Annotated in this window: 14 protein-coding genes; 9 read left to right on the top strand and 5 right to left on the bottom strand. The window is 69.9% G+C overall.

The genetic code is table 11. The features are described 5' to 3' along the window. Positions 1–6: 6 nt before the first annotated feature. The 4 genes from BBK82_RS30920 to BBK82_RS30935 form a co-directional block, all read right to left on the bottom strand. On the bottom strand, positions 7–795 hold the full coding sequence (locus tag BBK82_RS30920) for a hypothetical protein (protein ID WP_065918140.1): 789 nt from the start codon (positions 793–795) through the stop codon (positions 7–9). A 113-nt stretch (positions 796–908) separates the two neighbouring features. Continuing rightward, positions 909–1331 carry an enediyne antibiotic chromoprotein gene (locus BBK82_RS30925; RefSeq protein ID WP_065918141.1) on the bottom strand — a complete coding sequence of 141 codons (423 nt, stop codon included), beginning with the start codon at positions 1329–1331 and terminating at the stop codon, positions 909–911. 44 nt (positions 1332–1375) lie between these two features. Continuing rightward, the gene (locus BBK82_RS30930) at positions 1376–2176 is read right to left on the bottom strand and encodes an ABC transporter permease (RefSeq protein ID WP_065918142.1); all 801 of its coding nucleotides are present in this window, start codon (positions 2174–2176) and stop codon (positions 1376–1378) included. Continuing rightward, positions 2173–3177: an ATP-binding cassette domain-containing protein gene (locus BBK82_RS30935; protein WP_065918143.1), complete on the bottom strand. Its 1005-nt coding sequence runs from the start codon at positions 3175–3177 to the stop codon at positions 2173–2175. Before BBK82_RS30935 ends, BBK82_RS30930 begins: the two co-directional genes overlap by 4 nt. Before the next feature lie 387 nt (positions 3178–3564). On the opposite strand from BBK82_RS30935, the gene BBK82_RS30940 reads away from it, so the two are divergent. Next, positions 3565–3963, top strand: coding sequence for a VOC family protein (locus BBK82_RS30940; protein WP_065918144.1), 399 nt, complete (start codon positions 3565–3567; stop codon positions 3961–3963). Positions 3964–4011: 48 nt separating this feature from the next. Here the strand turns inward: BBK82_RS30940 and BBK82_RS30945 are convergent, their stop codons facing one another. Further along, positions 4012–5199, bottom strand: a complete 1188-nt coding sequence (locus BBK82_RS30945; protein ID WP_065918145.1) for a cytochrome P450 — start codon at positions 5197–5199, stop codon at positions 4012–4014. Positions 5200–5360: 161 nt separating this feature from the next. Here BBK82_RS30945 and BBK82_RS30950 point away from each other — a divergent pair, with 161 nt between their 5' ends. The 8 genes from BBK82_RS30950 to BBK82_RS30985 all read left to right on the top strand — a co-directional run bounded on the left by BBK82_RS30950 (position 5361) and on the right by BBK82_RS30985 (position 13116). After that, positions 5361–7247: a YVTN family beta-propeller repeat protein gene (locus BBK82_RS30950; protein ID WP_065918146.1), complete on the top strand. Its 1887-nt coding sequence runs from the start codon at positions 5361–5363 to the stop codon at positions 7245–7247. A 43-nt stretch (positions 7248–7290) separates the two neighbouring features. Further along, on the top strand, positions 7291–8223 hold the full coding sequence (locus tag BBK82_RS30955; RefSeq protein WP_065918147.1) for a YVTN family beta-propeller repeat protein: 933 nt from the start codon (positions 7291–7293) through the stop codon (positions 8221–8223). Positions 8224–8255: 32 nt separating this feature from the next. Continuing rightward, positions 8256–9452, top strand: coding sequence for an FG-GAP repeat domain-containing protein (locus tag BBK82_RS30960; RefSeq protein WP_065918148.1), 1197 nt, complete (start codon positions 8256–8258; stop codon positions 9450–9452). A 3-nt stretch (positions 9453–9455) separates the two neighbouring features. Continuing rightward, the gene (locus BBK82_RS30965) at positions 9456–10334 is read left to right on the top strand and encodes a YVTN family beta-propeller repeat protein (protein ID WP_065918149.1); all 879 of its coding nucleotides are present in this window, start codon (positions 9456–9458) and stop codon (positions 10332–10334) included. A 64-nt stretch (positions 10335–10398) separates the two neighbouring features. Then, positions 10399–11052 carry a winged helix-turn-helix transcriptional regulator gene (locus BBK82_RS30970; RefSeq protein WP_065918150.1) on the top strand — a complete coding sequence of 218 codons (654 nt, stop codon included), beginning with the start codon at positions 10399–10401 and terminating at the stop codon, positions 11050–11052. A 112-nt stretch (positions 11053–11164) separates the two neighbouring features. After that, entirely contained in the window at positions 11165–11710 is a 546-nt protein-coding gene (locus tag BBK82_RS30975; RefSeq protein WP_065918151.1) for a hypothetical protein, read from the top strand. Position 11711: 1 nt separating this feature from the next. Beyond that, positions 11712–12233: a DUF6239 family natural product biosynthesis protein gene (locus BBK82_RS30980; RefSeq protein WP_065918152.1), complete on the top strand. Its 522-nt coding sequence runs from the start codon at positions 11712–11714 to the stop codon at positions 12231–12233. 70 nt (positions 12234–12303) lie between these two features. After that, positions 12304–13116, top strand: a complete 813-nt coding sequence (locus BBK82_RS30985; RefSeq protein WP_065918153.1) for a TY-Chap domain-containing protein — start codon at positions 12304–12306, stop codon at positions 13114–13116. Positions 13117–13274 lie beyond the last annotated feature (158 nt).

The following is a 13274-nucleotide window of genomic DNA, read 5'->3' on the forward strand; positions in this document are numbered from 1 at the left end:
CCGTGGTCAGGACCGCCGCTTCAGCTCGATCTTGAGCGTCCACGTGCCGACGAGGTAGTCGGTCGGTCCCTGGTAGACCTGCGGGAACCCGTACTGCGTCACGATGTCCGAGCGCGGGTGCGACACGGTGGTCAGGTCGGCGGCGCCGAAGACCACGTGCAGCTTCATGTCGTAGACGAACTGGACCTCGCCGCGCTCGCCCTGGTAGTAGCCGGTCGGCGTGATGACGCGGTGCAGCGGCGCCTTGGAGAGGTCGGGTACGACCGCCGTCCTGACGTGGTCGACCTTGTCGCCCCAGTAGGCGTTGGTGACGTGCAGCTTGCCACCGCCGATGTCCTTGACCGACTGCTTGCCCTCGATCACCCTGGCCGGCGCGCCCAGCCGCTGCACGGCGCGGGCGAGCTCCTTGTGGTCGGTGCCCCACCACAGCGGGAACGCGGTTCCCTGCGGCACGGGCTTGCCGTCCCTGGTCGCGAGGTTGACGCTGGCCATGGTGACCATCGTCGGGCGGCCGGGCTTGCCGTTCAGCGAGATCGACTTGCAGGCGTAGTCACCCATGAACACGTCGACCATGCCGCGTGCGTCGGGTGACTCCTGGGCCGTGTAGCGAGCGGGGATCAGCTTGCGGGCCTGGTCCAGGGTGATGCGCGTCCGCTCGGCGAACTCGTAGCAGTCCTGGTCGGCCGTGATCACGACGGAGCCGCCGCGGTCGTCCGCGCCCGCCTCGACGGGAACGATCACCAGGGCGGTCGCCGCGATGACCGCGGCCACGCCGCCAGAGAATCTGTTCACCATTGTGTGCTTCTCCCGTCATTTATCGGAAATTGCGCAGAGCGTCTCTTTTTAGCAAGGGGCAGAGAACGGCTGCTTCTCTCAGGTTGCGCGCAATGTCTGTGACGGTGCCGGACTCAGCGGAAAGAAATGGCCACGCGGTTCAGTTCGGGGCCGGTGCCGACGCTCGCGCTGACAAAGCAGCCGGACGCCTGCGCGCAGTCGATCTGACCCGCGGGCTGGCCGTTCTCGTCGTACCCGGTGAAGGTGGTGCGCACGAGGAGCTGCGCCGAGACCGAGCCGGAGGCGTCCGCGACCGCCGAGACGACCTGGCCCTCGGCCCCGCTGCAGCGCAGCAGGCCGCCGATGGTGCCGCACTGGCTGATCCAGACCTCGTCACCGGCCGCGAAGCCGCTGCCCCGCACGGTGATCTGCTGGCCGTCGATGAGGCCCGACGTGGGAGACGCGCTGATGGTCCCGGCGGAGGCGAGCGCGGGCGGGCCCGCGAACGCCAGCAGGACCGCGGCGACCGGTGCCGCGACGCGCAGAGCTGAACGCATGAAGACAGTCCTCTCCTGTGGCAGGAATTGAGGGAGATTTCAGGTCAGCGGCTGACTGCTTTGTTGTACCGCTGAATGGCGAGCGGAACGAAGATGAGCATGATGACGACGATCCAGCCGACCGAGGCCAGTTCCGCGTTCTGCAGGGGCCACGCCCCGGGGGGCGGGGCGGCGGGGTTCACGTTGCCGAAGAGGTTCCGCGCGGCCTGGGTGACCGCGGAAATCGGATTCCACTCGGCGATCACGCGCAGCACTCCGGGCATCCGCTCGGTGCTGACGTAGGTGTTCGCGACGAACGACAGCGGCATGACGACCATGAAGCTCGCGTTGGTGACCATCTCCGGCGCGCGCACGGACAGGCCGACGACGGCCATAACCCACGACATGGCGTACCCGAACAGGAGCAGCAGCAGGAAGCCGGCGATCACCTCGAGCACCGACGTGTGCACGCGCCAGCCGATCAGCAGACCGGTGAGGGACATGACCAGCAACGCGAGGGCGTTGTTCATCAGATCGCTCGTCGTGCGGCCGACGAGCACGGCGGAGCTGGAGATCGGCAACGTCCGCAGCCGGTCCATGATCCCGCGCTGGATGTCGTCGGCGAGCCCGCTGCCGGTCGTCACGACGTTGAACGCGATGGTCTGGGTGAAGATGCCCGCGATCAGGAACTCGCGGTAGGAGAGCCCGGGAACCTCGATCGCGCTGCCGAACACGAACGCGAACAGCAGCAACGACATGATTGGTCCCATGAGGGACGTCGTCAGCAGGTCGGGCACCCGCTTGATCTTGATCAGGTTGCGGTGGGTGAGCGCCACCCCGTCGCTCAGCGCGGCCCCCAGGCTCATCGGACCTGCTCCTTCTGCTTGGCGGGCTCCTGGCCGTTCTCCGAGACCACGTCCGGTGGTGCCTCCGCGGTGCGGCCGGTGAGGGTGAGGAACACGTCGTCCAGCGTCGGGCGGCGCAGACCGACGTCCGTGACCGCCACCGAGCCGTCGTAGAGGCGCTTGACCGCGTCCATGAGGACGCCGTCCGACGGCGTCACCGGAACGGTCAGCAGCTTGGCCTCGGTGTTGGCGGTGGGCTCTCCGGTCGCGATCGGCGTCAGCGCCTCGCGGGCCTTGCGCAGCTCGTCGGGGTGCGCGACCGAGACCTCCAGCCGGTCACCGCCGACCTCGACCTTGAGCTCCTCGGCGGTGCCGCCGGCGATCACCTTGCCGTGGTCCACGACCACGATCCGGTCGGCGAGGCGGTCGGCCTCCTCCAGGTACTGGGTGGTGAGCAGCACCGTGGTGCCGCCCGCGACCAGCTCCTCGATGATGTCCCACGTCGTGTTGCGGCTGCGCGGGTCGAGGCCGGTGGTCGGCTCGTCCAGGAACAGCACCTTGGGCCGCACCACGAGCGCGCCCGCGAGGTCGAGCCTGCGCCGCATGCCGCCGGAGTAGCCCTTCACCGGACGGTCGGCGGCCTCGGTGAGGTCGAACTGCTCGAGCAGCTCACGGGCCCTCGCGGCGCCGTCGCGGCGGCCGAGGTGGTAGAGCTTCGCGACGAGCGCGAGGTTCTCGAACCCGGTGAGGTACTCGTCGACCGCCGCGTACTGCCCGGACACGCCGATCACCTTGCGCAGCGCCTTGCCCTGCTTCGCGGTGTCGAACCCGGCGACGGTGGCCTGCCCGCTGTCGGGCTTGATCAAGGTGGTGAGCACACGCACCGTGGTGGTCTTGCCGGCACCGTTGGGGCCGAGGAGCCCGAGGATCTTCCCTTCCGGTACCCGGAGGCTGAGCCCGTCGAGGGCCACCACCTCGCCGTATCTCTTGACCAGTTGCTCGGCCACGATCGCGTCCGCCATGTGGCGATTCCTCCCGGTCGGGCTCGTGCGCCCACCCTGTCCGATATATGCCTATTAGGCATAGTAGGGTAGCTGACTAATAGTCACAAGGCGCTTGCGCGCGGTGGTGGAGGTGGCGTGCCGATGAAGCAGTTCGGCCGGTACCGGAGATCTGCTTCCAGTGGTGTGGCGCAGAAAGTTGCCGGGGGAATTCGCGGTCAGACGGGTGCATCGTGGTGTCGCCCCCACGTCTTCATACTGGATGTATGGGGGCGTGGGGGCGGCGCCGCGAGGTGCCCTGCTGAGCGTGGATTACCTCGCCAAGGTTCTGAGTCGCGCCACTAGCATGGCGTCGTGGCCAGCCGCGGATGACAGACCGGTGCTCCGACCGGTCGTAAAGGAGAAGACATGGAACGTGTCACGGGCATTGGCGGGGTGTTCTTCCGCGCCAAGGATCCGGCAGCCTTGAGCGAATGGTATGACAAGCACCTGGGCATCTATCTGAAGGACGACGACGACCCGTGGTGGCCCGACCGCGGGCCCACGTTCATCCAGCCCTTCCGCTCGGCCGAGGAGTTCTTCGGGATGCCCGAGCACCAGACGTCGATGCTGAACTTCCGGGTGCGCGACCTCGACGCGATGCTGGCCCAGCTGCGCGAGCAGGGCGCCGACGTGGACGACCACATCTCGACGACGTCGGGTCCCGGCCGGTACGGCTGGGTCACCGACCCCGAGGGCAACCGCGTCGAGCTGTGGGAGCCCAGCCCGGACATGCTCGAAGAGCCGGCGCGGTACAAGAAGGACTGAACGGGTGGCGCCGGGAAGCCGTCACGGGCTTTCCGGCGCACCTCCCGCTCACGCCAGTTTCGTCGTCACCGGAACGTTCCTCATGCCGAACGCCGTCTGCCACGGGTAGAACTCCGGGGTCACGGCGGGATTCAGCCGAATTTCCGAATAGCGGTCCAGCAGTTCGCCGAGTGAGATCTGCGCTTCGAGTCGCGCCAGTGCCGCGCCGAGGCAGTAATGCGGGCCGTGGCTGAACGCGATGTGCTCACTCGTGTCCCGGCGCACGTCGAATTTCGCGGCGTCGCTGAACGCCCGTTCGTCGCGATTGGCGGAGACTATCCAGCCGACGGCCGAGGACCCGGCGGGAATGGTCACGCCCTCGATGGTGACGTCCTGCTTGGTGATTCGGGCGACCTGGGCGAACGGGGTGCGGAACCGCAGCGCCTCCTCGACCACCGCGGGAACGACGGACCGGTCCTCGCGCACCAGTCGCAGCGCCTCCGGGTTCTCGTCGAGGGACAGGATCGTGTTGCCGATCAGCAGCGTGCTGGTGATGTGGCCCGCCGACAGCACGATCGCCCCGAGCATCACGATCTCCGCGTCGCTCAGCCGCGCGCCGTCGACCTCGGCCGCGACCAGTGCGCTCACCAGGTCGTCCGCGGGCTTGCGCCGCCGGGCCTGCACGTACTCGAGCAGGTAGTCGGTGAGCGGGGACATGACCGCCTCGAACTGCTCGGCGAGCGCGGGGTCGTTGGGGTCCTCGATGGAGACGGCGAGGATCCGGTCCGCGCACTCGGCGAAGTGGCTGCGGTCGCTCGACGGCACCCCGAGCAGCTCGGCGATCACGATCACCGGCATCGGGTGGGCGAGCACCTCGGCGAGGTCGAACTCACCGCTCGCGCCGTCGAGGAGCTCCCTCGTCACCTCGCGGATGCGCGGTTCCAGCCGGGCGACGGTCCTGGGGGTGAACGCGACGGAGACCAGCCGGCGCAGGTTCCGGTGCTCCGGCGGGTCGAGCATGGTCAGGTTGCCCATCGCCATCTCGCTGTCCATGCCGGTCGGCGTGGACGAGAAGGTCGCGTAGTCCGAGCAGAGCCGTTTCACGTGCTCGTGCCGGAAGAGGTGCCAGACGCCGTGCTGGTCCTGCCAGACCGGCTGCTCCTCGCGTTTGACGCGGAGCCACTCCTGGAACGGCCGCTCGCCCTCGCTCGACGGCGGGGGTGGTGCGCCGAGGTCTGTCTGCCGCGTTCCGGTCATGCGCTCGCTCCCCGTGGTCGCGCTGCGAGATCCGTATGACTAAAAGTCATATCACGCCGCGCCCGTCCTCGCACGTGAGTTCGCGCAACCAGCGAGAAGTCCCGGACCGCCGCCCTTGTTCACAGTGGATCTCGGGTCAGCTGACGAGAGGGAGAGCGCGGATGACAGGCCAGCAGGAACGAGGCTCGGAGCGCGCGGTTCGCGCCTACGTCTCGAACACCAACGCGAACACGGTGTCGGTGATCGACGTGGCGTCGGGTGCGATCACCGGCACCATCCCGGTCGGCAGCTCGCCGTTCCGGCTGGCCGCCTCAGCCGACGGCGCCACGGTCTACACGGTCAACGTGCTGTCCGACGACGTGTCGGTGATCGACACGGCCACCTGGAGCGTCACGGCCACGATCGGCGTGGGCAACCTGCCCCGGGAGATAGCCGTGAGCCCGGACGGCGCACGCGTCTACACCGTCAACTCCGGCTCGGACTCGGTGACGGTGATCGACACCGCCACCAACGCCGTCGTGGCCACCGTGACGGTCGGCGACGAGCCGTACGGCGTGGCGGTCCTGCCCGACAACAGCCGGGCGTACGTCACCAACTACAACGGCGACACGCTCTCCGTGATCGACACGGCGACGCACGAGGTCGTCTCGACGATCCCGGTGAGCGACGGCCCGTTCGGCGTGGCCTGTTCGCCGGACGGGACCCGCCTGTACGTCACGAACCACAACGCCGACACGGTCTCGGTGGTCGACGTGGCGAACGGCGAGGTGGTCGCGACGGTCGTCGTCGGCGACGCCCCGATCGGGGTCGTGGTGACGCCGGACGGGTCCGCGGTCTACGTGTCCAACCAGGACAGCGGCAGCGTGTCGGTGATCGGGACCGCGGCCGGCGCGGTGACCGCCACGGTGCCGGTGGGCCAGTTCCCCCAGGGGCTCGCGCTCGGCCCGGACGGCGCGGCGGTGTACGTCGCCAACCTGAGCTCCGGCAGCGTCTCCGTGATCGAGACCGCCGGCAACACCGTCGTCGCCACCTTCGAGCCTGTCGTGGAACCCGTGGCGCTCACCGTGATCAGGGCACCCGAGGGCAGCCTGCCCGCGCCCGGCCTCCCGCCGGAGCCCGGCCTGCCCGAACCGCTGCCGGTGCCTCCCGTGACCTCGGCGGAAAGGCTCTACGTCGCGCACACCACGGCGAACTCGGTGTCCGTCGTGGACACCGAGACCCAGGCGACGCTGACCACCATCGAGGTCGGCGCGTCACCGTTCCGCGTCGCCGCCAGTGCCGACGGCACGCGCGTCTACGTGACCAGCATGGGCGCGGACCGGCTGACCGTCATCGACACGGCGACCGACACCGTGCTCGCCACCGTGCAGGTCGGCGACGGCCCGCTGGGAGTGGCCGCGCTGCCCGACGGATCGCGCGTGTACGTCGCCAACCAGGGCTCGGACTCGGTGTCGGTGATCGACACCGCCACCCACTCGGTCGTCGCGACCATCACCGTGGAGAACGAGCCGAACGGCCTGGTCGCGGCACCTGACGGCACGCGGGTCTACGTCGCCAACGACGGCTCCGACACGGTGTCGGTGATCGACCCGGCCACCGACACCGTCGTCGCCTCCGTTCCCGTGGGGGACAAGCCCTTCACGCTCGCCACGAGCCCGGACGGCACCCGCGGGTACGTGACCAACTACGACGCCGACACCGTCACCGTGCTCGACCTCGTCTCGCACGAGCAGACCGCCGAGATTCGGCTGGGCGACGGTCCGTCCGGGGTCGCGGTCAGCCCCGACGGCACGCGGGCGTACGTGTCCCAGTTCGGCGCGAACGCCGTGGCCGTCCTCGAACTGCCGGCCAACCAGGTGATCAGCGTGGTCCCCGTGGGCCGGGGACCGATGGGTGCCGTGCTCAGCCCCGACGGCGCGCGGCTCTACGTGCCGAGCTTCAACGAGGGCACCGTCTCGGTGATCGACGCCGCGTCCGGCTCCATCACCGGCGTGCTCGAGGTGAGCCGGCCGATGGCGGTGGCCGTGGTGGCCGCGCGCACGGCGTGACGGGCCCGTTCCCCAACCCGAGAACATCGAGGAGAAGCCGACCATGTCCCGCCTGTACGTCACGAACACCAACTCCGACAGCGTCTCGGTGATCGACCCGGCCACCGCGGCGGTGGCGCGGACGATCGGCGTCGGCGTCTCGCCGTTCCGGATCACGCCCAACGGCGACGGTTCCCGCGTGTACGTCGTCAACGTCGGCATCAACGCCACGGTCCCCGACCCGGAGAAGACCAGGGTGCCCGGCACGCTGTCGGTGATCGACACCGCCACCGACGCGGTCGTCGCCACCGTGGTGGTCGGCCGGGGGCCGCGGGAGGCGGCACTCAGCCCCGACGGGTCCCGCGTCTACGTCATCAACCAGGACTCGGCGGACGTGACCGTCGTCGACGTGGCGACGCACACGGTGGTCGCCACGGTCCCGGTGGGCAAGGGCCCCTTCGGGGTCGCGGTGTCGCCGGACGGGCGCAGCGTCTACGTCGCGAACTTCCTGTCCGACAGCGTGTCCGTCATCGACGCGGCCACCGACACCGTCCGCGCGACCGTCGCCGTGGCGAAGGGCCCGTTCGGGGTGGCGGTGACACCGGACGGCAAGGGCGTCTACGTCGCGAACTTCGACTCGGACGACGTCGCGGTGATCGACACGGACACGAACGTCGCGCGCAGCGAGTTCCGCGTCGGCAGCAAGCCGATCGCCGTGGTGATCACCGGGAACAAGGCCTACGTCACGAACCAGGACTCCGGCACCGTCACCGTGATCGACGTGGCCCGCCACGAGGTGGAGACGACCGTCGTCGTCGGTGAGCTCCCGCAGGGCGCCGCCGTGGACCCCGACGGCCGCTCGCTCTACGTCGCGAACTTCGGGTCGAACAGCGTCTCGGTGATCGACATCGCGACGAACGCCGTGAGCACGACGATCCGCCCGGTCAACCAGCCGACCGGCATCGGGGTCGTGCGATCGCCCGCGCAGCGCGACTGACGCCATCCCACCGACCGGAAGCTGGTTACCTGATGCCCAAGACAACGGCCTCGTGCGGCCGGAAGAAGACAGCGGCCCTGGCCGCCGGGCTTCTGCTCGTCACCGGGTGCACGGCGGAGAAGACCCCGCAGGCCCCGCCGACGCCGTCGAGCAGCGCCCCCGCCTCCACCCCCGCCCCGGCCCCGGCCTCGCCGGTGAGCTTCGCACCCGCGGTGGCGCTGCCGGTGGGGGACAACCCGAGGTCGATCCTGTCGGCCGACTTCACCGGTGACGGCGCCGCCGACCTGATCACCGCGAACCTGAGCTCCAGCGACATCAGCATGCTCACCGGCGACGGCAAGGGCGCGTTCGGCACCGCCGTGTCGTTCCCGTCCGGCCGGATCTCGCTGCGGATGGACGTCGCCGACCTGAACGCCGACGGCGCACTCGACGTGGCGGTGATCAACGTCAGCGACGAGACGGTCACGGTCCTGCTGGGCGACGGCAAGGGCACGCTGTCGGCGGGAACCCCGTTCCCCACCGGGGAAGGCCCGTCCGGCGTCGTCGCCGTGGACCTCAACGGCGACGGGCTGCTCGACCTCGCCACGAGCAACTACGACGGCGACGACGTCTCCGTCCTGATCGGCGACGGCAAGGGTGCTTTCGGTGCGCCGCAGGGGTTCGCGACCGGGGACGGCCCCGGCGGGATCGTCGCGGTCGACCTCGACTCCGACGGCGATCCCGACCTCGCCACCGGCAACTACGGCTCCGACGACGTGAGCGTGCTGTTCGGGGACGGCAAGGGCGGGTTCGCGGCGGCACAGACGCACACCGCCGGCGACTCGCCCTACGCGACCGTGGCCGCCGACCTCGACGCCGACGGCAACCAGGACCTGATCATCCCGAACTACGACTCGGACGACGTCACGGTGCTGCGCGGCGACGGCGGGGGCGGGTTCGCGCCGCCCACCCGCCACGCCGCGGGTGACGCCCCGGCGGGCGTGGTGAGCGCGGACCTCAACTCCGACGGCCACCTGGACCTCGCGACGGCGAACTTCGAGTCCGACGACGCGACCGTGTTGCTGGGGGACGGCAAGGGCGGGTTCGCCGCGCCCGTCGCGTTCCCGACCGACGACGGCGCGGTGCGGATCGTCGCGGTGGACTTCGACGGCGACGGGAAGCTCGACCTGGCCACCTGCAACGCGCACACCGACACGGTGTCGGTGCTCACCAACACCTCGGCGGGTTGAAGGATGCCCGAGTCCTTCGTGTACGTCGCCAGCGCCGGCGCGAACACGGTGTCGATCATCGACCCGGCCTCCGACACCGTCGTGGCCGAGGTGCCCACGGGGGAGTCGTCGTACGGGGTCGCCGTTGCCGGGCAACGGGTCTACGTCACCAACCCGATCGGGCCGAACACCGTGTCCGTGCTGGACGTCCCGTCGCGGTCGGTGGTCGGCTCGTTCGCGGCCGGGCACGGGCCGTTCGGGGTCGCGGTGTCCCCGGACGGCGCCACCGGGTACGTCACGAACTTCAGCGAGAACACGGTGTCGGTGTTCGACACCGCGACCGACCGGGTCGTGGGGTCGATCGCGACCGCCGCGGGCCCGTTCGGCGTCGCCTTCGCCCCGGACGGCGCGCGCGCCTACGTCACCGCCATCAACGCGCACTCCGTGCAGGTGATCGACACCGCCCGGCGGGCCGTCGTCGGGAACATCGAGGTGCAGCGGGCTCCGTACTGGGTCGCGTTCACCCCGGACGGCGCGCGTGCCTACGTCACCAACCAGAACTCGGACAGCGTGTCGGTGATCGACGTGGTGTCCGGCACCGTGACCGCGACGATCGCGGTCGGTGACCGGCCGGACGGCATCGCGGTGTCGCCCGACGGCCGGCTCGCCTACGTGACGTGCCGCAGCGCCAACGTGGTGTCCGTGCTCGACCTCGCCTCCGGCACGGTGAGCGCGGCGATCCCGGTGGGCAGCGTGCCGCAGAGCGTCGCGTTCACCGCGGACGGCACCAAGGCCTACGTGGCCAACCAGGGGTCCGACAGCGTGTCCGTGATCGACGTGAGCGCCGGTGCGGTGGCCGGCACGATCACGGTCGTCGAACCCACCGGCGTCGGCGCGGGCTGAGTTCGTCCGGTGTGGACCGTTCCAACTCGGTGCTAGAATCTGTAGCGAGTTTCAGGGCGGTGGGATGTCTTCGGCGAAACGTGACTACGGCCAGTTCTGCGGGCTGGCCGCGGCGTTGAACGTGGTCGGTGAGCGCTGGACGTTGCTGGTGCTCCGCGAGCTGCTGATCGGGCCCGCCCGGTTCACCGAACTGGCGGCGAACCTGCCCGGCGCCGGTCCCAACCTCCTCTCCGACCGGCTGCGCACGCTCGTGGAGCACGGCGTCGTCGGGCAGACGCTGCTGGAGGACGACGGCCGGGCGCGCCAGTACCACCTGACCGAGCTGGGGGAGCAGCTGCGCGGGCCGGTGCTGGCGCTCGCGAACTGGGGCCTCGGGTTCCTGCGCGAGGAGGACCGGTCCGGTGCCGTGCGGGCGGAGTGGGGCTTCCTCGCCGTGCAGTCGATGGTCGACGAGACCGCGATCCCGGACGTCGACGAGGTTTACGAGTTCCAGGTCGGCGACGAGCCGTTCGTGATCGAGGTGAGTGACGGCGTCGTGTCGTTCGGACGCGGGCACGCCGAACAGCCCGACCTGACCGTCGAGTGCGACGCGGACACGTTCGTGCGGATCGGCGCACGGATGTTGTCGCCGTTCGAGGCGATCGCGACCGGGGACGTGCGGATAAAGGGGAAAGCGGAGTCGGTGCGCCGCTGCGTCGCCATGCTCGGCCTGTCGTGATCTTCGTGTGAACGGCACGGCGGACATGCGCGCAACCTGGGAGAAGGGGCGTGCGTTCGCCGGTCGGTAACGTCCGGCTGACTCGTCGCTTCCCGGATGGAGCTGACCTCCCATGACCACTCACGCCGGGGCGTTTCCGGCCGCTGGCTCGCTCAACGAGCGCTGGCACCGTCTCGCTCTCACCCTCTTCACCTTCGTCGTGATCGCCCACTGGGCGGAGCACCTCGCCCAGGCCTTCCAGATCTTCGTGCTCGGCTGGCCCCGTCCGCAGGCCGGAGGTGTGCTCGGCCTCTGGTTCCCGTGGCTGGTCACCTCCGAATGGATGCACTACGGCTATGCCGTCGTGATGCTCGTCGGTTTCTTCGCCCTGGCACCTGGATTCACCGGGCGTGCGAAGAAGTGGTGGAAGATCGCACTGTGGATCCAGTTCTGGCACCACTTCGAACACCTGCTCCTGCTCGTGCAGGCGCTGACCGGACGCACTCTCCTGGGTCATCCGCAGCCGGTGAGCGTGCTGCAGCTCGTGCTGCCGCGCGTGGAACTGCACCTGTTCTACAACGCGATCGTCTTCGTCCCGATGATCGTCGCCGTCTACCTGCACATGCGGCCTTCGCGGGAGGACCGGGCCGCTGCGCGCTGCACGTGCGCCGGCGCCTGACGTGCACGACCACGGCACGTCGGTGCCGGTGCTCGCCGGGCCGGTGCTGCTCTACCTGGTGCTGTACTTCTCGGTCCCCGTGGTGGCGGGCTACGCGCTGATGCGGGTCACCACGCCACCACCACGCCGGGCGGACGCGTTGCTGGTGACGGGCGCGTCCGTCGCGGCGTTCGTGATGGCGATGCTGCTGGTCCCCTCGTCCGGCCTGCCGCAGCAGGTGACCGTGCTGCTGCTCGCGGGCGGGATCGTGCCGTTGGTGCTCTGGTGGAAGGCGGTCCACCTCCTGGACCGGGTGGTCGTGGTGGCACCGTGGCTCGTGGCCGCCGCTACGGTGACCGCCCTGCTCCGCTGCCTCGCCGACCCACCCGGCGGTCTCACCGCGGCGCTGACGGCCGTGTCCTGGCTGACGTTCTGCGTCCCCCGCAGCCGACCCGGCCGGGTCGTGCTGCGAGTGACCGCCGGAACGCTCGCGCTGACCGTCGTCGCGACCGTCGCAAACGTCGCGGCCGGTGGCTGGCAGTAGCCGCTGACCGGTGGGTCATCGCCGGCCGCCGATCCACCGCGAGCCGAACCAGCCCGGTTGAACGGCGACCGTGCGCCACGACGAGCTGGACGTGCCCGGACGGCTCGTCCGCTACCGGGGCGTGGACCACCGGCTGCAACACATGCCCGGCAAGTGGTGGATCACGGCGGACCACGCGGTCGACGGGTCGTTCGTCAAGAAGAGCCGCCACACGTTCGTGAAGCAGCTCGCGCACGACGACGTGCTGGACTGCTACGACCTCACCCGCCCCGGCACCTACCGCGGCATGCCCGTCGTGATCCTCTCCAGCGAAGGCCGTGGCTACCTGGTCACCACTCGCGACCCGAGGGCGCACGCCGAGGGGTTCGAGCGCGACGACCACCGCAGCCCGTTGGCGAAACTGATCGCGTTCGACGACCCGCGGCTGCGGTACACCACGACGGTCACACCGGTTCCGATGCTGTGGAAGATCGCGTACGACTGGGACGGGTTCACCGAACGTCTCGCGGACGCGGTGCGCGACGTGACCGGTGGCGTCTTCCTCATCGTCCCCGCGAAGGCAGACCCGAAGCGGTACGTGCAGTTCGCCGCTGCGCCCGACCGGCTCGATGCGGAAGCGCCGGGGAAAGACGTGGTGCCAGACGCTGACGAGTTCCAGCTGCGCAGGTTCGACTGGGTCGCACCGGACGTCGCGCAACCCAACTGGACGTCGTCGTTGCGGCGCCCCGCGCTCACCGCCGAGCTCGTGCGGTTGGCGCGGCGCTGCTCTGCCGCGCTGCCCGAGGCGTACGGGATCACCAGCCCGGATGAGCTCACGTACCGGGCGTGGCGCGAACCGGCAGGTGCGGAGGTCACCGCGGTGGAGTTCCCGGCGCTCGGCTGATCGGATACTCGGCGGACGAGCCGTCCACGGCTTCGCCGACCCGTTCGACCACATCGCGGAGCCGAACAGCACCCGCTGCGCAGGCCGTGACCGCGTCACGACGACGCGCGTTCCACCAGTTCGGGCTCGAACACCTGCCGCTCGTGGTGGTGCCTGGG

The sequence above is a fragment of the Lentzea guizhouensis genome (assembly GCF_001701025.1).
In the GTDB taxonomy this organism is placed as follows: Bacteria; Actinomycetota; Actinomycetes; order Mycobacteriales; family Pseudonocardiaceae; genus Lentzea; species Lentzea guizhouensis.

Bases quoted from the DNA above. Each gene is read 5' to 3' on its own strand.
- BBK82_RS30930 (WP_065918142.1), bottom strand. From the start codon at position 2,176: ATGAGCCTGGGGGCCGCGCTGAGCGACGGGGTGGCGCTCACCCACCGC.
- BBK82_RS30920 (WP_065918140.1), bottom strand. From the start codon at position 795: ATGGTGAACAGATTCTCTGGCGGCGTGGCCGCGGTCATCGCGGCGACC.
- BBK82_RS30955 (WP_065918147.1), top strand. From the start codon at position 7,291: ATGTCCCGCCTGTACGTCACGAACACCAACTCCGACAGCGTCTCGGTG.
- BBK82_RS30960 (WP_065918148.1), top strand. From the start codon at position 8,256: ATGCCCAAGACAACGGCCTCGTGCGGCCGGAAGAAGACAGCGGCCCTG.
- BBK82_RS30950 (WP_065918146.1), top strand. From the start codon at position 5,361: ATGACAGGCCAGCAGGAACGAGGCTCGGAGCGCGCGGTTCGCGCCTAC.
- BBK82_RS30975 (WP_065918151.1), top strand. From the start codon at position 11,165: ATGACCACTCACGCCGGGGCGTTTCCGGCCGCTGGCTCGCTCAACGAG.
- BBK82_RS30940 (WP_065918144.1), top strand. From the start codon at position 3,565: ATGGAACGTGTCACGGGCATTGGCGGGGTGTTCTTCCGCGCCAAGGAT.
- BBK82_RS30965 (WP_065918149.1), top strand. From the start codon at position 9,456: ATGCCCGAGTCCTTCGTGTACGTCGCCAGCGCCGGCGCGAACACGGTG.
- BBK82_RS30925 (WP_065918141.1), bottom strand. From the start codon at position 1,331: ATGCGTTCAGCTCTGCGCGTCGCGGCACCGGTCGCCGCGGTCCTGCTG.
- BBK82_RS30945 (WP_065918145.1), bottom strand. From the start codon at position 5,199: ATGACCGGAACGCGGCAGACAGACCTCGGCGCACCACCCCCGCCGTCG.
- BBK82_RS30935 (WP_065918143.1), bottom strand. From the start codon at position 3,177: ATGGCGGACGCGATCGTGGCCGAGCAACTGGTCAAGAGATACGGCGAG.
- BBK82_RS30970 (WP_065918150.1), top strand. From the start codon at position 10,399: ATGTCTTCGGCGAAACGTGACTACGGCCAGTTCTGCGGGCTGGCCGCG.